2 protein-coding genes are annotated in these 21,771 nt (G+C 73.7%); both read right to left on the reverse strand.

What is annotated here, in order from left to right; all coding sequences use genetic code 11:
- A partial coding sequence (locus AB0N90_RS20970; protein ID WP_365198621.1) for a type I polyketide synthase occupies positions 1-16,238 on the reverse strand: 16,238 nt, incomplete at its 3' end.
- Positions 16,239-16,273: 35 nt separating this feature from the next.
- Positions 16,274-21,742, reverse strand: a complete 5,469-nt coding sequence (locus AB0N90_RS20975) for an SDR family NAD(P)-dependent oxidoreductase (RefSeq protein ID WP_365199117.1) — start codon at positions 21,740-21,742, stop codon at positions 16,274-16,276.
- Positions 21,743-21,771 lie beyond the last annotated feature (29 nt).

Here is a 21,771-nt window from a genome sequence, read left to right on the forward strand (position 1 = left end):
AGCACCGGCACCGTCACGGCCCCGTCCAGGCACCCCTGCGCCATACCGCTCAGGACACCGCCAGGGCCGATCTCCACGAACGTGGTCACCCCCAGGTCGTGGAGGGTCCGGACACCGTCGGCGAAGCGCACCGCCTCGCGGACGTGCCGTACCCAGTACTCCGGGGTGTAGGGCTCGGCCAGGCGACCGGTGAGGTTCGAAACGACCGGTATACGCGGCTCGTTGAAGGTCAGGTCGCTGATGGCCTGTGCGAAGTCGTCCAGCATCGGATCCATCAGGGGCGAGTGGAACGCGTGGCTGACCTTCAGGCGGGAGGTCTTGCGACCCTGAGCGGCGAACGCCTCGGCGACCGCCAGGACTGCCTCCTCCGCGCCCGAAATCACGACCGACCGAGGCCCGTTGATCGCCGCGACACCGACACCGACGCCGTCGGTCAGCCGGGGCAGCACCTCGTCCTCGGTGGCCTGTACGGCGACCATCGCACCGCCCGCGGGCAACGCCTGCATCAGCGCGGCACGCGCCGACACCAACTTCACCGCGTCGTCCAGCGACAACACCCCAGCCACATGCGCGGCCGCGATCTCACCCACCGAGTGACCGGCCACATAATCCGGCCGCACACCCCACGATTCGAGAAGCCGGAACAACGCCACCTCGACCGCGAACAACGCGGGCTGCGTGCACCCGGTCTGGTCCAGAGACTCGGCGTCGACATCGAACGGCACATCCAGCCGCGCGCACACCTCGTCGTACGCATCGGCGAACACGGGGAACGCCCCGTACAAGTCACGCCCCATGCCCAGACGTTGCGAGCCTTGACCGGAGAACAGGAATCCGACCTTGCCTCCCGGTCGGCCCTGGACGACTCCGGGTGAGGGGGTGCCGGCGGCCAGCAGGCCCAGTTCTCGGCGGAGTTCGGCGTTGGTCTCGCCGATGACGGCCGCCCGGTGGCGCAGGGCGCTGCGGGTGGTGGCCAGGGAGAAGCCGACGTCGGCGGGTGAGGTGTCGTCCTGTACATGGGCCAGCAGCCGTCGTGCCTGGTCGCGCAGTGCGGCGCCGCTCTTGGCGGAGAGCAGCCAGGGCAGGAGTACCGGGCCGGTGCTCGGCTCCTCGGCTTCGACGGGCGGGGCCTGTTCGATGATGGTGTGGGCGTTGGTGCCGCTCACACCGAACGACGAGATCGCGGCCCGGCGCGGGCGGTCCGTCTCCGGCCAGTCCACGGCATCCGTCAGCAGCCGCACCGCACCCGCCGACCAGTCCACATGCGGTGTCGGCTCGTCCACATGGAGGGTCCGGGGCAGGACGCCATGGCGCATCGCCATGACCATCTTGATGACGCCGGCCACACCGGACGCCGCCTGGGCATGACCGATGTTCGACTTCAACGAGCCCAGCAGAAGCGGCCGTTCACGATCCTGCCCGTAGGTCGCGAGCAGCGCCTGCGCCTCGATCGGGTCACCGAGTGTCGTCCCCGTACCGTGCGCCTCCACCGCGTCCACATCGGCGGGAGTGAGTCCGGCGGAGGCGAGGGCCTGTCGGATGACGCGCTGCTGCGCCGGACCGTTGGGCGCGGTCAGACCGTTCGACGCGCCGTCCTGGTTGACCGCGCTGCCCCGAACGACGGCCAGCACCTGGTGCCCGTTGCGGCGGGCGTCGGACAGCCGCTCCACCAGCAGCATGCCGACACCCTCGGCCCACCCGGTGCCGTCCGCACCGGCACCGAACGCCTTGCAGCGGCCGTCGGGGGCCAGCCCGCGCTGGCGGCTGAACTCCACGAAGGCGCGCGGGGTGGACATGACCATCACACCGCCGGCCAGTGCCATGGAGCACTCGCCGCCGCGCAGCGCCTGGACCGCCCAGTGCAGGGCGACCAGGGAGGAGGAGCAGGCCGTGTCGACGGTGACGGCCGGTCCTTCCAGGCCGAGGGTGTAGGCGATGCGGCCGGACATGATGCTGGCGGAGTTGCCGGTGCCGAAGAAGCCCTCGGAGTCGTCGATCGCGTGGAAGGCCTGGGCGGCGTAGTCCTGGTAGCCGGAGCCGACGAAGACTCCGGTACGGCTGCCGCGCACCGACTCCGCGTCGATACCGGCACGCTCGAACGTCTCCCACGTCGTCTCCAGCAGCAACCGCTGCTGCGGATCCATCGCCACGGCCTCACGCGGCGAGATCCCGAAGAACCCCGGATCGAACTCCCCCGCGTCGTAAAGGAATCCACCGTGCCGCGTGTACGTCTTGCCGGAGGCGTCCGGGTCCGGGTCGTAGATGCCGTCCACGTCCCAGCCGCGGTTCTCCGGGAACTCGCCGACCGCGTCACCACCGGAGGCCACCAGCCGCCACAGATCCTCGGGCGAACGCACCCCGCCCGGATACCGGCACGCCATGCCGACGATCGCGATGGGTTCGTCGTCCGCGGCGGGTGCGGTGCCCGGCTCCGGGGCGGCCGCCGGGGTGCGGCCGGTGAGCTCGGTGCGCAACTGCCGTGCGATCGCCTGGGCGTTGGGGTGGTCGAAGACCAGGGTGGTGGGCAGGGTGAGGCCGGTCTCGGTGGTGAGCCTGTTGCGCAGTTCGACGGCGGTCAGGGAGTCGAAGCCGAGGTCCTTGAAGGCCCGGTCGGCCTCGACCTCGCCGATGCCGCTGTGGCCGAGGACGGCCGCCGCGTGGGTGCGGACGAGGTCGACCAGCAGGGTGTGCTGTTCGGTCTCGGACACCTTGGTGAGGCGGTCGGCCAGGGGCGAGGCGGTGGCCGTGCCGGGTTCGCCCGCCGCGCTGTGCGCGGTGCGGATCGGCTCGGCCTGCGGGAGGTCGCCGAACAGGGCGCTCGGGCGGCCCATGGTGAACGGGGGCAGGAACCGTGCCCAGTCGATGTCGGCCACCGTGGTGGTCGCCGCGCCGGAGTCCAGCGCCCGTGCGAGTGCGGCCACGGCGAGCGCGGCGGGCATCGGGAGCAGGCCGCGGCGGCGCAGCCGTTCGTCCGCGCCGTCGCCCTCGGCCATGCCGCCGCCCGCCCAGGGGCCCCAGGCCACGGCGGTCGCCGGCAGTCCTCGGGCGCGGCGGCGTTCGGCGAGTCCGTCGAGCAGGGCGTTGGCCGCCGCGTAGGCGGCCTGGTGGCCGCTGCCCCACACACCGGCGATGGACGAGAAGAGCACGAAGGCGTCGAGCTCCCGGCCGTCGAAAAGCGCGTCGAGGTGCAGGGCGCCCGCCGCCTTGGCGGAGAGCACGTCGGCGAAGGCGCCCGGCGTCATGGTGTCCAGCGGGTCCAGGTGGTCCACTCCCGCGGTGTGGACGACGGCGTTCACCGGGTGCGCGGCGAGCAGCGCGGCCAGCGCCGCACGGTCGGCGACATCACACGCGGCGACGGTCACCCGTACGCCCGACTCCTCCAACTCCGCCTTCAGAGCGGCGGCACCGGGCGCGTCGAGACCCCGACGGCTGGTCAGCACCAGATGCTCGGCACCCGCACCGGCGAGCCAGCGCGCCACATGCCCGCCCAGCGCACCCGTACCACCCGTGATCAGCACCGTGCCGCGCGGCGACCACCCGTAAGGGGTACCGGTGTCGCGGCGGGCGGGTGCCTGGGTGAGCCTGCGACCGAAGACACCTCGGGCGCGGATGGCGACCTGGTCCTCCGCCGACTGGGTGAGGACCGCGGCGAGACGGTCGGTGACCCGGTCGTCGATCGTGTCCGGGAGGTCGATCAACCCGCCCCAGCGCCGAGCGTGTTCCAGCGCGGCGACCCGGCCCAGACCCCAGACGGCGTGCTGGGCGGCGCTCGGCGCCGGGTCCGCGCGGCCGGTGGACATGGCGGACCTGGTCAGTGCCCACAGCGGGGCGGCAATGCCCGCGTCGCCCAGGGCCTGGACGAGCGCGAGGGTCAGCGCGGTGCCGACGGAGATGTCCGGGTGGGCGGCATGGGGGCTCTCCTCGGTGCCGAGGAGGGAGATCACCCCGTCGACCGTGACGTCCCTTACCGTGTCGGTGAGTTGGCGCAGCAGTGTGTCCCGGTCGGCGGCGGGGTCGACGGTGACCCGGATCAGCCGGGCGCCACGGGCGGCGAGCCCGTCGGCGACGGCGGACGTCCACGCGGCCTCGGCCGGCCGATCCTCGGCGGCCGTCGCATCGTCCGTGCCGGTCGGCTCCTGGGTGGTCAAGAACAGCCAGTCACCCGGCAGTTCACGGGTCCGCAGACCGCTGAGCGGCTTCCAGCCCGTGCGGTAGGACCAGCCTTCCACGGCCGATTCCTGGCGCCGCTTCCGGCGCCACGCGGACAACCGGGGCAGCACCGCGTCCAGTTGCTCGGCGGGCAGGTCGAGGGTGGCGGCGAGGGACTGGGTGTCCTCGCGCTCCACGGTCTCCCAGAACCCGGCCTCCACGGCGTCGGTCGCCGCGGCGGCGCCTGTGGGCGCGGTGGTCCGGAGCCAGTACCGCTGGTGCTGGAAGGCATAGGTGGGCAGTTCGGCGCGCCGGGCGCCGCGCCCGGCGAAGAACGCCGCCCAGTCGGCGGGGACGCCGAGCACATGCAGGCGCGCGACCGCGCCGGTGATCGCCTCGGGCTCGGGGCCGGCGGACCGTGTGGAGGGCACGGTGACCGCGCCGTCCAGGCAGCCCTGGGCCATGGCGCTCAGCACCCCGCCGGGGCCGGTCTCCACGAATGTGGTGACGCCCAGCTCGCCCAGGGTGCGGATGCCGTCGGCGAAGCGCACGGCCTCGCGGACGTGCCGGACCCAGTAGTCCGGGGTGTACGCGTCGACGAGTTCGCCGGTGAGGTTCGAGACGACGGGTGTCCGGGGCGTCTCGAAGCGCAGTCCGCCGACGACGCGGGCGAAGTCCTCCAGTACGGGGTCCATCAGGGGCGAGTGGAAGGCGTGGCTCACCGTGAGCCGGGACGTCTTGCGGCCCTGGCGGGTGAAGACCTCCGCGATCTCCAGCACGGCGTCCTCGGCTCCGGAGACCACGACGGACTCGGGGCCGTTGACCGCCGCGATGTCGGTGTCGTCGGTGAGATGCGGCCGGATCTCGTCCTCGGTGGCCTGTACGGCGATCATCGCGCCGTCGGCGGGCAGGGCCTGCATCAGCGCGGCACGGGCGGTCACGAGTGTGGCCGCGTCCTCCAGTGAGAGGGCCCCGGCGACGTGCGCGGCGGCGATCTCGCCCACGGAGTGTCCGGCCAGGTAGTCCGGTCGTACACCCCAGGACTCCAGCAGGCGGTGGACGGCGACCTCGTGCGCGAACAGGGCGGGCTGGGTGAAGGCGGTGCGGTTCAGGTGCGCGCCATCGCCGTGGCCGTTCTCGCCGAAGGCCACCTCCCGCAGCGGCCGGTCGAGGTGCCGGTCGAGATGGGCGCACGCCTCGTCGTAGGCCGCCGCGAAGACCGGGAAGGCGTCGTACAGTTCACGTCCCATGCCGACGCGCTGGGAGCCCTGGCCGGAGAACAGGAATCCGACCTGGCCGGTGTCGGCGCGGCCGAGGGCGACGCCGGGGGCGGGCGCCGCGGAGGCCAGGGCGCGCAGGCCCTCGGCGATCCGGTCGTGATCGGTGCCGACCACGGCGGCACGGTGCTCCAGGGCGGCCCGTGTGGTGGCCAGCGAGAACCCGATGTCGGTGAGGGAGGGTTCGGCGCCGTCGGCGACCAGGGCGAGCAGGCGTTCGGCCTGGGCGCGCAGTGCGGCCTCGGTCTTGCCGGACAGCACCCAGGGCACGGCCGGGGAGGTGACCTCGGCCGGTGCGACGACGGCCGGTTCGGCCATCGTCGCCTGTTCGATGATGGTGTGGGCGTTGGTGCCGCTCACACCGAAGGACGAGATCGCCGCGCGGCGCGGGCGGTCCGTCTGCGGCCAGTCCACGGCATCCGTCAGCAGCTGCACCGCACCCGCCGACCAGTCCACGTGCGGCGTCGGCTCATCGACGTGCAGCGTCCGGGGCAGCACGCCGTGACGCATCGCCATGACCATCTTGATGACGCCGGCCACACCGGATGCCGCCTGGGCATGACCGATGTTCGACTTCAACGAGCCCAGCAGAAGCGGCCGTTCACGATCCTGTCCATAGGTCGCGAGCAGCGCCTGCGCCTCGATCGGGTCGCCCAGCTTCGTCCCCGTACCGTGCGCCTCCACCGCGTCCACATCGGCCGGGGTGAGCCCGGCGGAGGCGAGGGCCTGCCGGATCACCCGCTGCTGAGCCGGACCGTTGGGCGCGGTCAGACCGTTGGACGCGCCGTCCTGGTTGACCGCGCTCCCCCGGACCACCGCAAGCACCTCATGACCGTTGCGGACGGCGTCGGACAGGCGCTCCACGAGCACCACGCCCACGCCCTCCGCCCAGCCGGTGCCGTCCGCACCGGCGCCGAACGCCTTGCAGCGGCCGTCGGCGGACAGCCCGCGCTGGCGGCTGAACTCGACGAACGCGGCCGGTACGGCCATGACGTTGACGCCGCCCGCGACGGCCATGGTGCTCTCGCCGCTCCGCAGCGACTGCATGGCCAGGTGCAGGGCGACCAGCGACGACGAGCAGGCCGTGTCGACGGTGACGGCCGGGCCCTCCAGGCCGAACGAGTAGGCCACGCGCCCGGAGACGACGCTGGCGGCGCTGCCGGTGAGCAGATGCCCCTCGACGCCCTCGGGGACCTCCGGGAGGCCGGCGCCGTAGCCCTGGTAGGACATGCCGACGAACACACCCGTGCGGCTGCCCTGCATGGCGGCCGGGTCGATGCCGGCCCGCTCGAAGGCCTCCCAGGTGGCTTCGAGGAGCAGCCGCTGCTGGGGGTCCATCGCGAGCGCCTCGCGCGGCGAGATGCCGAACAGCGTGGCGTCGAAGTCACCCGCGTCGTGGAGGAAACCGCCGTCGCGCGCGTACGTCTTGCCCGGGGTGCCCGGGTCGGGGTCGTAGAGGCCCTCGATGTCCCAGCCGCGGTCCTCGGGGAAGCCGGAGATCGCGTCGCCGCCGGACGTCACGAGCCGCCACAGGTCCTCGGGGGAGCCGACGCCGCCGGGGAGGCGGCAGCTCATGGCCACGATGGCGACGGGTTCGTCGCCGTCGGCGGGCACCTGCCGCTCCGGCCCTGCGTCGTCCTGCGCCCCGAGGAGTTCGGCGCGCAGGAAGTGGGCCAGGGCGGTGGCGTTGGGGTAGTCGAAGACCAGGGTGGTGGGCAGTTTCAGGCCGGTGTCGGCCGTGAGCTTGTTCCGCAGTTCGACGGCGGTCAGGGAGTCGAAGCCGAGGTCGTTGAACGCCCGGCCCGGTTCCACGGCCGCGCTGCCTTCGTGGCCGAGCACGGCGGCGGCGTGGGCGCGGACGAGGTCCACCAGGGTGCGGTCCCGCTCGCCCGCCGACAGTCCGGCCAGTCGTGCGGCGAGCGCGTTGCCCGCCTCGGCGCCACCGGCGGCCGGGCCCTCCAGGGCGCGGGCCGCCTCGGGCACGTCGGCGAACAGGGCGCTGGGCCGGGTGACGGTGAAGGGGCCGATGAACCGCTGCCAGTCGAAGTCCGCGACGGTGAGCGCGGTGTCGTCGTCGGCCAGCGCCTGTTGGAGCGCGGAGAGCGCGAGGGCGGGGCGCATCGGGGGCAGGCCGCGGCGCAGCAGCATCTGCTCGCCGTCGCCGACCCCGGCCATGCCGCCGTCGGCCCAGCCGCCCCAGGAGACGGCGAGCGCGGTGCGTCCGCGTGCCCGCCGGTGCTCGGCGAGGGCGTCCAGGTAGGCGTTGGCCGCGGCGTAGGCGGCCTGGCTGGCGCCGCCCCAGATGCCGGCGCCCGAGGAGAACAGGACGAACGCGTCGAGTTCCTGATCGGCCAGCAGTTCGTCCAGGTGAGTGGCGCCCGCGGCCTTCGCGGACACCGTACGGGCGAACCCGGCCGGGTCGCTGTCCTCGATCATGGTGTGGTCGCCGACGCCCGCGGCATGGACGACGGCGTTCACCGGGTGCTCGGCGAGCAGCGCGGCCAGCGCCGCACGGTCGGCGACATCACACGCGGCGACGGTCACCCGTACGCCCGACTCCTCCAACTCCGCCTTCAGAGCGGCGGCACCGGGCGCGTCGAGGCCCCGACGGCTGGTCAGCACCAGATGCTCGGCACCCGCACCGGCGAGCCAGCGCGCCACATGCCCGCCCAGCGCACCCGTACCACCCGTGATCAGCACCGTGCCGCGCGGCGACCACTCCCGTGCGGGATCGGTGGCGCGGGTGGCCCGGACGAGTCGGCGCCCGTGGACGCCGGAGGGGCGGATCGCCACCTGGTCCTCGGCCCGCTGGCCGAGGACGGCGGTCAGGCGGGCCGCGGTACGGGGGTCCAGCGGGTCGGGCAGATCGAGCAACCCGCCCCAGCGCCCCGGGTGTTCGAGCGCCGCGGCCCGGCCGAAGCCCCACAGCTGGGACTGGAGCGGGTGGTCGACGCGGTCGGAGCGGCCGGTGGCCACCGCGCCGCGCGTGGCGCACCACAGCGGGGCGTCCACGCCCGCGTCGCCGAGTGCCTGCGTCAGGCAGAGGGTCGCCGCGAGGCCGTACGACAGACCGGGCTGCCCGGCCGAGGCAGTTTCCCCCTCGCCCATGGCCTCTCCCTTGGCCTGGCCCTCGGCCTGGTCCTCGGCCTGGTCCTCGGCCTCGGCGAGCAGGGAGAGTACGCCGGTCACCGGGCCGATGCCGGCCAGTTCGCGGGCCAGGGTGCGGCGGTCGGTGTCGGGTCCGGTGACGAGCGTGACCGTTGCCGCGCCGTGGTCGGTGAGGGCGGCGCGGATCGATGCGGTCCACTCGCTCTCCTCGGCCATCACGAGCAGCCAGGTTCCGGCCGCGTCGGGTTGCGGGAGCGCGCCGAGCGGCTTCCAGGTGACGCGATAGCGCCAGCCGTCGACCACGGACCGCTCGCGGCGCTGCCTGCGCCACGCGGACAGCCGGGGCAGGAGCGCGGTCAGCGAGGCGTCCGCGCTCAGGCCCAGGGTCGCGGCGAGAGAGTCGGCGTCCTCGCGCTCGACGCTGTCCCAGAAACCGGAGTCCGCCGGGTCGGCCGGGGCGCTGATGGCGGCCGGGTCCTCGTCGCCCTCCAGCCAGTAGCGCTCGCGCTGGAAGGCGTAGGTGGGCAGGGTGACGCGGTGGGCGCCGGGGATGAGGGACTGCCAGTCGGGGCTCTCGCCGCGCACGTACAGTTCGGCGAGCGCGGAGACAACGGCGTGCCGTTCGGAACGGTCGCCGCGCAGGACGGGCACGGCCACAGTGTCGTCCAGGCAGCCCTGCGCCAGGGCGGTGAGGACACCACCGGGGCCGACCTCCACGAAGGTGGTCACGCCCGACTCGTGCAGGGTGTGCACACCGTCGGCGAAGCGGACCGCCTCGCGGACGTGTCGTACCCAGTACTCGGGGGTGTAGGGCTCGGCCAGGCGACCGGTCAGGTTCGAAACGACGGGAATTCGCGGCTCGTTGAAGGTCAGGTCGCCGATGGCCTGTGCGAACTCGTCCAGCATCGGGTCCATCAGGGGCGAGTGGAAAGCGTGGCTGACCTTCAGGCGGGAGGTCTTGCGACCCTGGCGGGCGAAGACCTCCGCGATCTCCAGCACGGCGTCCTCGGCTCCGGAAAGCACCACGGAACGCGGCCCGTTGACCGCCGCGACACCGACGCCGTCGGTCAGGTACGGCAGCACCTCGTCCTCGGTAGCCTGTACGGCGACCATCGCACCGCCCGCGGGCAACGCCTGCATCAGCGCGGCACGCGCCGACACCAACTTCACCGCGTCGTCCAGGGACAGCACACCCGCCACATGGGCGGCGGCGATCTCACCCACCGAGTGACCGGCCACGTAATCCGGCCGCACACCCCACGATTCGAGAAGCCGGAACAACGCCACCTCGACCGCGAACAACGCCGGTTGGGCGTTCCCGGTCTGGTGCAGGGACTCGGCGTCGACATCGAACGGCACGTCCAGCCGCGCGCACACCTCGTCGTACGCATCGGCGAACACGGGGAACGCCTCGTACAACTCACGCCCCATGCCCAGACGTTGCGAGCCCTGTCCCGAGAACAGGAATCCGACCTTGCCCGTCGGGTGGGCGCGCCCGGTGACGACGTTCGCGGCCGGTTCGCCGGTGGCGAGGGCGGTGAGGGCGTGGCGGAGTTCGTCGGGGTTCTGGGCCAGGAGTACGGCGCGGTCCTCGAAGGTCTCGCGGGTGGCCAGGGAGTAGCCGATGTCGGGGGCCGTCCAGCCGTCCGTCGCGTCGAGGTGGCCGGCGAGGCGGGCCGCCTGTGCGCGCAGCGCGGGCTCGCCCTTGCCGGACAGGACCCACGGCACGGGCGCGCCGGAGTCCGGGGTCGGGGACAACTCCGCTGTGGTGGGGGCCTGTTCGATGATGGTGTGGGCGTTGGTGCCGCTCACTCCGAAGGACGAGATCGCGGCGCGGCGCGGGCGGTCCGACGTGGGCCAGTCGACGGCCTCGGTCAGCAGCCGGACGGCACCGGCCGACCAGTCCACATGCGGTGTCGGCTCATCGGCGTGCAGGGTGCGCGGGAGCACGCCGTGGCGCATCGCCATGACCATCTTGATCACACCGGCGACGCCCGCGGCGGCCTGGGTGTGGCCGATGTTGGACTTCAACGAGCCCAGCAGGAGCGGCCGTTCGCGCTCCTGTCCGTAGGTGGCGAGCAGCGCCTGCGCCTCGATCGGGTCGCCGAGTGTCGTGCCCGTACCGTGTGCCTCGACGGCGTCCACGTCGCCCGGGGTGAGTCCGGCGGAGGCGAGGGCCTGGCGGATGACGCGCTGCTGCGCCGGACCGTTGGGCGCGGTCAGACCGTTGGACGCGCCGTCCTGGTTCACGGCGCTCCCCCGCACCACCGCGAGGACCTCATGGCCGTTGCGGACGGCGTCGGACAGGCGCTCCACGAGCAGCACGCCCACGCCCTCGGACCAGCCGGTGCCATCCGCGTCCGCGCCGAAGGCCCGGCAGCGGCCGTCGGGTGACAGGCCGCGCTGGCGGCTGAACTCCACGAAGACGTTCGGGCTGGCCATGACGGTGACGCCGCCGGCCAGGGCCATCGTGCACTCGCCGCCCCGCAGCGACTGCATGGCCAGGTGCAGGGCGACCAGGGAGGAGGAGCAGGCGGTGTCGATGGTGACGGCGGGGCCTTCGAGACCGAAGGTGTAGGAGATCCGACCGGAGACGACGCTGGAGGCGCCGCCGACGAGCCGGTGTCCCTCGACGCCTTCGGGCGTGCGGTGCACATCGGCGCCGTAGCCCTGGTAGGCCATGCCGACGAAGACGCCGGTCCGGCTGCCGCGCAGCTGTCCGGGGGTGATCCCGGCGCGTTCGAAGGCCTCCCACGAGGTCTCCAGGAGCAGGCGCTGCTGGGGGTCCATGGCCAGGGCCTCGCGCGGGGAGATCCCGAAGAAGCCCGCGTCGAAGCCGGTGGCGTCGTAGAGGAATCCGCCGTCGCGGGCGTAGGTCTTGCCGGGGCGTTCGGGGTCGGGGTCGTAGAGCGCGTCGACGTCCCAGCCGCGGTCGGCCGGGAACCCCGCGATGGCGTCGCCGCCGGACGCCACCAGGTCCCACAGGGCCTCGGGCGAGTCGACGCCGCCGGGCAGGTGGCAGCTCATCGCGACGATGGCGATGGGCTCGTCGTCGGCGGCGGCCGGGTGCCGGTCCTGCGGTACGGCGCGCTGCGCGCCGAGGAGTTCGCTCTTGCCGAGGAGTTCGCTCTCCAGGAAGCGGGCGAGCGCGGTGGCGCTGGGGTGATCGAAGACCAGGGTGGGCGGCAGCGCGAGACCGGTCGCCGCGTTGATCTTGTCGCGGAGCTCGACGGCGGTCAGGGAGTCGAAGCCGAGGTCCTTGAAGGCCCGGTCGGGCTCGATCTCGCCGGTGCCGCTGTGGCCGAGGACGGCCGCGACATGCGCGCGGACCAGGTCGAGCAGGTCCCGGGTGCGCTCGGCCTCGGGCAGTGCGGCGAGCCGGGCCGCCAGGGGCGCGGTGCCGGTCCCGGCGTCGGCGGGCGCCGCGGCGGTGCGGGCGCGGCGCACCTCGGGCAGCTCGGACAGCAGGGCGCTGGGGCGGCCGAGGGTGAACGGTCCGATGAACCGTTCCCATGCGATGTCGGCCACGACGACCGCGGTGTCGTCGCAGTCCAGGGCGCGCTGGACCGCGGTCACGGCGAGCGCGGCGGGCAGGGTGACGACGCCGCGGCGGCGCAGGTGTTCCTCGTCGGCGTCGGTGACCATGCCGCCGTCGGCCCAGGGGCCCCAGGCGATCGCGGTGGCGGTCAGGCCCCGGGCCCGGCGCCGGGCGGCGAGCCCGTCGAGGTGGGCGTTGGCGGCGGCGTAGGCGGTCTGCCCGCCGCTGCCCCACACGCCGGCGATCGAGGAGAAGAGCACGAAGGCGTCCAGCTCGCGGTCGCCGAGCAGTTCGTCCAGATGGGTGGCGCCGTGGGCCTTCGCCGCGAGGGTGTGGGCGAAGTCGGCCGGTGTCAGTTCGCCGAAGGGGGTGAACTGGGGGACGCCCGCGGCGTGGAAGACGGCGGTGAAGCGGTGTTCGGCGAGCAGGGCCGCGACCGCGTCGCGGTCGGCGACGTCGCAGGCGGCGAGGGTGACGCGGGCGCCCAGTTCCTCCAGTTCGGTCCTGAGCGCGGGCGCGCCGGGGGCGTCGGCGCCCTGGCGGCTGGTGAGCACCAGGTGCTCGGCGCCCGCACCGGCGAGCCAGCGGGCGATGTGCCCGCCGAGGGCGCCCGTGCCGCCGGTGATCAGGACGGTGCCGCGCGGCGACCACGTCCGGGCGGTGGCGCCGCGGGCGTGGTCGAGCCGGGCGGTGAACACACCAGAGGCGCGGACGGCGACCTGGTCATCCCACTCCCCCGCACCGGCGCCCTGGGCGAGTACGGCGGCGACCCGCCCGGCGGCGCGCTCGTCGACGGTGGCGGGCAGGTCGATCAGGCCGCCCCAGCGGCGGGGGTGCTCCAGTGCCAGGGTGCGGCCGAGGCCCCACACCTGGTGCTGTACGGCACTGAGCGGGGCGTCGTCGAAGCGGCCGGTGGCGGCCGCGCCCCGGGTGGCGCACCACAGCGGGGCGTCGATGTCCGCGTCGCCCAGCGCCTGCGCCAGGGCCACGGTCTGTGCGAGTCCCTGGGTGAGCGCGGGGTGCTCGGGCGTGGCGGTCTCGTCGGTGGCGAGCAACGACAGGACGCCGTCGAGCGGTCCTGCGTCCGCCACGGCCCGGCTCAGCTCATCGGCGAGCCGGGCGCGGTCGGCACTCGCGCCGATCGTCAGCGGGACCAGTCGCGCGCCGCGTCCGGCGAGCGCCGTGCGCACCGTCTCGGCCCACTCGTCGCCCCCGGGCGCGGCGAACAGCCAGGTGCGGTCGGAGAGATCGCCCCCGGACAGGCCGCTGAGCGGCTGCCAGGTCAGCTGGTAGCGCCGGCCGTCCACGGCGGACTGCTCGCGTCGTCGGCGCCGCCAGGCGGACAACTTCGGTACGACGACGTCCAGTTCGCCTGGGCTCAGCTCCAGCGTCGCGGCGAGGGATTCGGCGTCCTCGCGTTCGACGCTCGCCCAGAAGTCGGCGTCGACCGCGTCCACGGCGGCCGTCTCGGCCTCGGGGGTCTCCAGCCAGTAGCGCTGCTGCTGGAAGGCGTAGGTGGGCAGGTCGACACGGCGGGCGCCCGGGAAGAGGGCCTCCCAGTCGGGGGATGCGCCGTGCGTGTGCAGTTCGGCGAGCGCGGTGATGACGGCTCGGGGTTCGGGTCGGTCGGCGCGCAGTACGGGGATGGTGACGATGCCGTCCGCACAGCCCTGCGCCATGCCGCTGAGGACACCGCCGGGACCGATCTCCACGAAGGTGGTCACGCCCAACTCGTGCAGGGTCCGGACACCGTCGGCGAAGCGGACCGCCTCGCGGACATGCCGGACCCAGTATTCGGGGGTGTACGGCTCGGCGAGCCGACCGGTGAGGTTCGAAACGACGGGAATCCGCGGCTCGTTGAAGGTCAGTCCACCGATCGCCCGCGCGAACTCCTCCAGCATCGGATCCATCAGCGGCGAGTGGAACGCGTGGCTGACCTTCAGCCGGGACGTCTTACGCCCCTGGCCGGCGAACAGCTCCGCGACGGCGAGGACGGCGTCCTCGGTGCCCGAAACCACCACCGAACGGGGGCCGTTGACCGCCGCGACACCGACCTCGTCGGTGAGATGCGGCAGTATCTCGTCCTCTGTCGCCGCTACGGCGGCCATCGCGCCGCCCTCGGGGAGCGCCTGCATCAGCGCGGCGCGCGCCGACACCAGCTTCGCGGCGTCCTGAAGGGACAGCACACCCGCCACATGCGCGGCGGCGATCTCACCGACCGAGTGACCGGCGACGTAGTCCGGCCGGACACCCCACGACTCCAGCAGCCGGAACAGCGCCACTTCGAGGGCGAACAGCGCCGGCTGGGTGTGCCCGGTCCGGTTCAGCCGCTCCGCGTCCGTGTCGAGTGTGACATCGAGGTGGGCGCGGATCTCGTCGTAGGCGGCGGCGAACGCGGGGAAGGCGTCGTAGAGTTCACGGCCCATGCCGAACCGCTGCGAGCCCTGACCGGAGAAGAGGAAACCGGTCCGGTCGCCGAGGCGGCCCGTGTTCTGCACGACGGCCGCGGAGGGGACCCCTGAGGCCAACGCCCGTACGCCCTCGGTGAGTTCTTCCAGGCTTTCACCGACGACGGCCGCCCTGCGGTCCCAGGCGGTGCGGGTCGTGGCGAGGGAGAAGCCGATGTCGGCCGGTGCGCAGCCGGGGCCGCGGTCATCCAGGAAGGCGAGCAGGCGCTGGGCCTGGGCGCGCAGCGCCGCCTCGCTCCTCGCCGAGAGGACCCACGGCCGTACGCCGGTGGCGGGGGTCTCGGCCGGTTCGGTGGCGGGCTCCTCGTCGAGGGCCGGAGCCTGCTCGATGATCGTGTGCACATTGGTGCCGCTGACGCCGAAGGACGAGACGGCGGCGCGGCGGGGGTGGTCGGTCTCGGGCCAGTCGACGGCCTCGGTGAGCAGTCGTACGCCGCCCGCCGTCCAGTCGACCTGGTCGGTCGGCTCGGCCACGTGCAGCGTCTGCGGCAGGACGCCGTTGCGGATGGCCATCACCATCTTGATGACCCCGGCGACGCCGGAAGCCGCCTGGGTGTGCCCGATGTTGGACTTGACGGAGCCGAGCCACAGCGGCCGGTCCTCCGGGTGCTCCTGGCCGTATGTGGCGAGCAGCGCCTCCGCCTCGATCGGGTCGCCGAGGGTGGTGGCCGTGCCGTGTGCCTCGACGGCGTCGACCTGGGAGGCGGTCAGGCGCGCGTTCTCCAGCGCCTGCCGGATCACCCGTTCCTGCGACGGGCCGTTCGGGGCGGTGAGGCCGTTGGAGGCGCCGTCCTGGTTGACGGCGCTGCCTCGGATGACGGCGAGCACGTCATGGCCGAGCCGGCGGGCGTCGGACAGCCGCTCCAGCAGCAGGACGCCGACGCCCTCGGACATGCCGGTGCCGTCGGCGGTGGCGGAGAACGCGCGGCAGCGGCCGTCGGGCGACAGGCCGCGCTGGGCGCTGAACGCGACGAAGGTGTTCGGGGTGGCCATCACGGTGGCACCGCCCGCAAGGGCGAGCGAGCACTCGCCGCGGCGCAGCGCCTGGGCGGCCAGGTGGAGCGCGACCAGTGAGGACGAGCAGGCCGTGTCGACGGTGACCGCGGGGCCTTCGAGGCCGAGGGCGTAGGAGATACGGCCGGAGACCACGGCGGCGGTGTTCGCGGTGACGAGGTGGGCCTCGATGTCGCTGTCGCCCGGCCGCTGGAGGTAGGCGTGGTCCTGTCCGTTGGTGCCGACGAACACACCGGCCCGGGTGCCGCGCGCGGTGGCGGGGTCGATGCCCGCGCGTTCGAAGGCCTCCCAGGAGGTCTCCAGGAGCAGCCGCTGCTGCGGGTCCATGACCAGGGCCTCGCGCGGCGAGATCCCGAAGAACGCGGGGTCGAACTCCCCGGCGTCGTACAGGAATCCGCCCTCGCGGACATAGCTGCGGCCGGTCCGTCCGGGCTCGGGGTCGTAGAGCGCGTCGAGGTCCCAGCCCCGGTCGGTGGGGAATCCGGAGACGCCGTCGCCGGCCGAGGCGACCAGGCGCCACAGGTCCTCGGGGGAGGCGACGCCGCCCGGGTAGCGGCAGGCCATACCGACGATGGCGACGGGCTCGGTGTCCTTCGCCTCCAGCTCACCCAGCTGCCTGCGGGTCTGGCGCAGGTCCACCATCACGCGCTTGAGGTAGTCCCTGAGCTTGTCGTCGTTCGACATGTTTTACGTCCTCGGTAGCAGTGCGTGAGAGAGGTTCAGAGAGACCCGAGCTCTTGGTCGATGAGGTCGAACATCTCGTCGTCGGTGGCCGCGTCGATCCGGTCGAGGTCGAGTTCGCGGTCGGCGCCGGTGCCGGTGTCGGCGGTGTTCGACGCGGTGCCCTGGGTGTCGGTCCACTTCCAGAGCAGCGCCTTCAGGCGGGCGGTGACCTTGTCCCGTACCGCGTCCTGCGGGGCGAGCGCCGCGAGCAGCGTCTCCAGCCGGTCGAGTTCGCCGAGCACGGGCGGGATCTCGGCGGCCGACTCGCGTACGAGGTTCTTGTGCAGGAGCCGGGCGACGGCGACGGGGCTCGGGTGGTCGAAGACGAGGGTGGGCTTGAGCCGGAGCCCGGTCGCGGCCTTGAGCCGGTTGCGCAGTTCCACGGCGGTCAGGGAGTCGAAGCCGATGTCCCGGAAGGCGGTGGTGGGTTCGACGCGGGCGGCGGTGGCGTGGCCGAGGGCGGCCGCCGCCTGGTTGCGCACCAGCTCCAGCAGGATCCTCTCCTGGTCGGCCTCCGGCATCCCGGTGAGACGGCGGGCCAGGGCCGGGGTTCCCGAGGCCGTGGTCTCGCCGGACGCGGCGCCGGCGCTGCCGACGAGGCCGCGCAGGACGGCGGGCAGCAGCCCGGTGCGGGCCATGGCGCGCAGCCCCGGCACGTCCAGCCGGACCGGCACGATCACCGGCCGGTCCACGGTGAGGGCGGCGTCGAACAGGGCCAGCCCCTCGGACGGGGTGAGCGGTACGACTCCGGCGCGTCCCATCCGGTTGCGGTCGGCGTCGGTGATCCGGTCGCCCATGCCGCCGTTGTCCGTCCACAGGCCCCAGGCCAGCGAGGTGCCGGGCAGGCCCGCGGCCCGGCGCCGCAGCGCCAGCCCGTCCAGGAAGGCGTTCGCGGCGGCGTAGCTCGCGGCGCCCGCGCTGCCCAGGACTCCGGCCAGGGAGGAGAAGAGCACGAATGCGGAGAGGTCCAGGCCCTGGGTCAGTTCGTGCAGGTTCAGTGCTCCGTCGGCCTTCGGCCGCAGCACGGTGTCCAGGCGCTCCGGGGTCAGGGCGGTGATCACACCGTCGTCCAGGACCGCGGCCGCGTGCACCACGGCCGTGAGCGGGTGCTCGGCCGGGACCGAGGCCAGCAGCGCGGCGAGGGCGTCCCGGTCCGCGATGTCGCAGGCGGCCACATCGACATGTGCGCCCAACTCGGAAAGTTCTGCCACGAGTTCGCCGATGCCTTCGGCCGCGGGGCCCCGGCGGCCGGCCAGCAGCAGCCTGCGGGCGCCGCGTTCGGCGACGAGATGGCGGGCGAGGGACCGGCCGAGGCCACCGGTCGCGCCGGTGAGCAGCACGGTCCCCTCGGGGTCCCAGGCGGGCCCGGCGGGCTCCTCGGGCGGGGTGATCCGGGCGAGGCGCGGCACATAGATCTTTCCGTCGCGCACCGCGGCCTGCGGCTCGTCCAGGGCGGCGAGCGCGGCGACCAGCGCGGGGTCGGTGGCGATAGCCGCGACCGGGTCGTCCACGTCCACGTCGACGTCCACGAGCAGGATCCGGTCCGGATGCTCGGCCTGGGCCGACTTCACCAGCCCGGCGACCCCGGCATGCGCCGCGTCGGCCTCCGGGCCGTCCAGTTCGACGGCTCCCCGGGTCAGCACCACGAGTCGCGCGTCGGAGAACCGCTCGTCCGCGACCCACTCCCGGACGACCGACAGCACACCCGCCAGCGCGGCACGCGTCGCCGTGGCGAGGTCGCCCCGGCCCGGGGCGCAGGGCAGCAGGACGTGCGCGGGCACGGCCGTACCGTCGTCCACGGCGCGGCGGAGCGCGTCAAGGCCGGAGAAGGCGCCCCCGTCGCCGAGGACCGCCCACCCCGTTTCGGCACCGGTGGCGGGAGCGGACGTCGTGGCGTGCTCGACCCACTCGACGCCGAACATCCAGTCCCGGTGCGCCACTCGCGAGGCCAGTACCTGCTGCGCGGACATGGTCCGGGTCCGCACGGAGGCGGCCGAGGCGACGGGAGAGCCGTCGGCGCCGGCCAGTTCGATCGCCACCGCGTCGTCGCCGACAGGCCGGACACGGACGCGTACGGCGCCGGAACCCGGCGTGTGCACGGACAGACCGCTCCAGGAGTACGGCATGCGCACCCCGGCCGATTCCTCGGCGCGCGGCAGGCCGAGGGCGGCGGCCAGCAGTACGGGGTGCAGCGCGTGGCGGCCCGCCCGGCCCTGCTCGGTGGCGGGCAGGACGGCCTCGGCGTACAGCTCCTCCCCCGCGCGCCAGGCGGCGCGCAGATACGGGCGGTCCTCGACGTCCAGGGGTTCGGCGTCCGTCGGCGGCCAGAGCAGCAGGTCGAAGTCCGGCGCCGGAGCGTTCCGGGTCAGTTCCCCGGTGGCGTGCCGGACCCAGGGCTCGTCGGCGCCGACCGCGGCGGACCGGCTGAAGACGCGTACCGGGCGCCGGTCGGGGTCGTCGCCCGCGCCGATCTGCACCTGCACGCGGACGGCGCCCTGTTCCGCGAGGACCAGCGGGGCGTCCAGGTCCAGCTGGTCCAGGTGCGGGAACCCGGCCCGCCGTCCGGCGGACAGCGCGAGGTCCACGAACGCGGCGACCGGGAGCACCGGCACCCCGCCGACGGTGTGCTCCGCGATCCAGGGCAGGTCGGCCGGGGACAGCCGCCCGGTGAACAGCAGGTCCGGTGTCCCGGCGGTCTCCACCATCGCGCCGAGCAGGGCGTGGCCCGCCGGGTCCAGTCCCGCCGAGGAGACGTCGGGCGCGGCCGTGCCTTCGAGCCAGTAGCGTTCGCGCTGGAAGGCGTAGGTGGGCAGGTCGATCCGCCGGGCGCCGGGGAACAGCGCGCCCCAGTCGGGGGAGACGCCGTGCGCGTGCAGCTGCCCGAGGGCGAGGGTGAGCGCCTGTGGTTCGGGCCGGTCGGTGCGCAGGGCGGGGACGGTGACGATGTCCGTGTCGTCCAGGCAGCCCTGGGCGAGAGCGCTGAGGACGCCACCCGGGCCGATCTCCACGAACGTGGTCACCCCCAGGCCGCCGAGGGTCTTGACACCGTCGGCGAAACGGACCGCCTCGCGGACATGCCGGACCCAGTATTCGGGGGTGTACGGCTCGGCCAGCCGCCCGGTGAGGTTCGAAACGACGGGAATCGTCGGCTCGTTGAAGGCCAGTCCGCCGACCGCTCGCGCGAACTCCTCCAGCATCGGATCCATCAGCGGCGAGTGGAACGCGTGACTGACCTTCAGCCGGGAGGTCTTACGGCCCCGGCGGCCGAACTCCTCCGCGATCTCCAGCACCGCGTCCTCGGCACCGGAGACCACGACGGACTGCGGCCCGTTGACCGCCGCGATACCGACCCCGTCGGTCAGGTGCGGAAGGACTTCGTCCTCGGTGGCCTGTACGGCGACCATCGCACCGCCGCCCGGCAACGCCTGCATCAGACGGGCACGGGCCGACACCAGCTTGACGGCGTCCTCAAGGGACAGCACGCCCGCCACATGCGCGGCGGCGATCTCACCGACCGAGTGACCGGCCACGTAGTCCGGCCGCACCCCCCACGACTCCAGCAGCCGGAACAGCGCCACCTCGACGGCGAACAGCGCGGGCTGTGCCGAACCCGTCCGGTGCAACTCCTCCGAGTTTACGTCGACCGGCGTGCCCAGGAGCGCGCACACCTCGTCGTGGGCGGCGGCGAACACGGGGTAAGCCTCGTACAACTCACGGCCCATGCCGAGGCGTTGGGAGCCCTGCCCGGAGAACAGGAAGGCGGTCCTGCCCCGGTCGGCGCCGGCCCGGCCGGTCACCAGCTGGGCCGCGGGCTCGCCCGCCGCGAGAGCGGTCAGTCCCGCGCGCAGCTCTTCGCCGTCGGCGCCGACGACCACGGCCCGGTGTTCCAGCGCCGAGCGGGTGGCCGCCAGCGAGAAGCCCACGTCGGCCGGGGACGCGGCCGCGAGGTCGGCGCAGGACAGCAGTCGTCGGGCCTGTTCCCGCAGTGCCTGCCCGCTCTTCGCGGAGAGCACCCACGGCACCACGGCGGTCCGGGCCCGCGCCGGTCCCTCGGCCGGGGCCTCCTCCTCGGGCTCGGGCGCCGGTTCCTCGGGGGCCGCTTCGAGAATGATGTGCGCGTTGGTGCCGCTGATCCCGAACGAGGAGATCCCGGCCCGGCGGGGGTGGTCGGTCTCCGGCCACGCGGTCGCCTCGGTCAGCAGCTCGACCGACCCGGCCGACCAGTCGACCCGCGGGGTGGGCCGGTCCACGTGCAGCGTCTTCGGCAGTACGCCGTGCCGCATCGCCAGCACCATCTTCATCACTCCGGCGACCCCGGCCGCGGCCTGCGCATGTCCGATGTTGGACTTCAACGAGCCGATCAGCAGCGGACGTCGACGCCCCTGCCCATAGGTCGCCAGCAGCGCCTGCGCCTCGATCGGGTCGCCGAGGTCGGTGCCCGTGCCGTGCGCCTCCACGGCGTCGATCTCCTCGGCGGACAGCCCGGCGCCGGCCAGCGCTTCGAGGATCACCCGCTGCTGCGAGGGGCCGTTGGGCGCGGTCAGACCGTTGGAGGCGCCGTCCTGGTTGACGGCGCTGCCACGGACGACCGCGAGCACCCGGTGGCCGAGCCGCCTGGCATCCCGCAGCCGCTCCACCAGCAGCAGTCCGGCGCCCTCGGACCAGGACGCGCCATCCGCCGCCGCCGCGAAGGACTTGCAGCGGCCGTCGGGTGCGAGGCCGCGCTGACGACTGAACTCCACGAAGGCGGACGGGCCCGCCATGACCGTCACTCCCCCGGCGAGCGCCATCGTGCACTCACCGGCCCGCAGGGCCCGCACGGCGAGGTGCAGGGCGACGAGCGAGGACGAGCAGGCGGTGTCCACGGTGACCGCGGGGCCCTCGAAACCGAAGGTGTAGGCGATGCGTCCGGAGGCGACGCTGCCGGAGTTGCCGGTGCTCATCAGCCCCTCGACCCCTTCGGGGAGGTCGCCGGGCAGGAAGCCGTAGTCGTGGTACATCAGACCGGCGAAGACGCCGGTGCGGCTGCCCTTGAGGGCGGCGGGGTCGATGCCCGCGTGTTCGAAGGCCTCCCAGGCGGTCTCCAGCAGCAGCCGCTGCTGGGGGTCCATGGCCAGGGCCTCGCGCGGCGAGATCCCGAAGAAGTCCGCGTCGAAGTCCGCCGCGTCGCGCAGGAAGCCGCCCTGCCGGGTGTAGACCTTGCCGGGCCGCTCGGGGTCGGGGTCGTAGAGTCCGTCGACGTCCCAGCCGCGGTCCTCGGGGAACCCCGAGACGGCGTCCGTGCCCTCGGCCAGCAGCCGCCACAGTTCCTCGGGGGTGCCGACGCCGCCGGGGAACCGGCAGCTCATGCCCACGATGGCGATGGGCTCCTGGTCGCGGGTCTCCAGCTCGCGTACGCGTCGCCGGGCCTGGCGCAGGTCGGTGGTGGCCCGCTTGAGGTAGTCCCGGAGCTTGTCTTCGTTCATCATCGGTGTTGCCCGCCCCTTTTGGCCTG

The sequence above is a fragment of the Streptomyces sp. NPDC093018 genome (genome assembly GCF_040684035.1).
GTDB lineage: Bacteria > Actinomycetota > Actinomycetes > Streptomycetales > Streptomycetaceae > Streptomyces > Streptomyces murinus.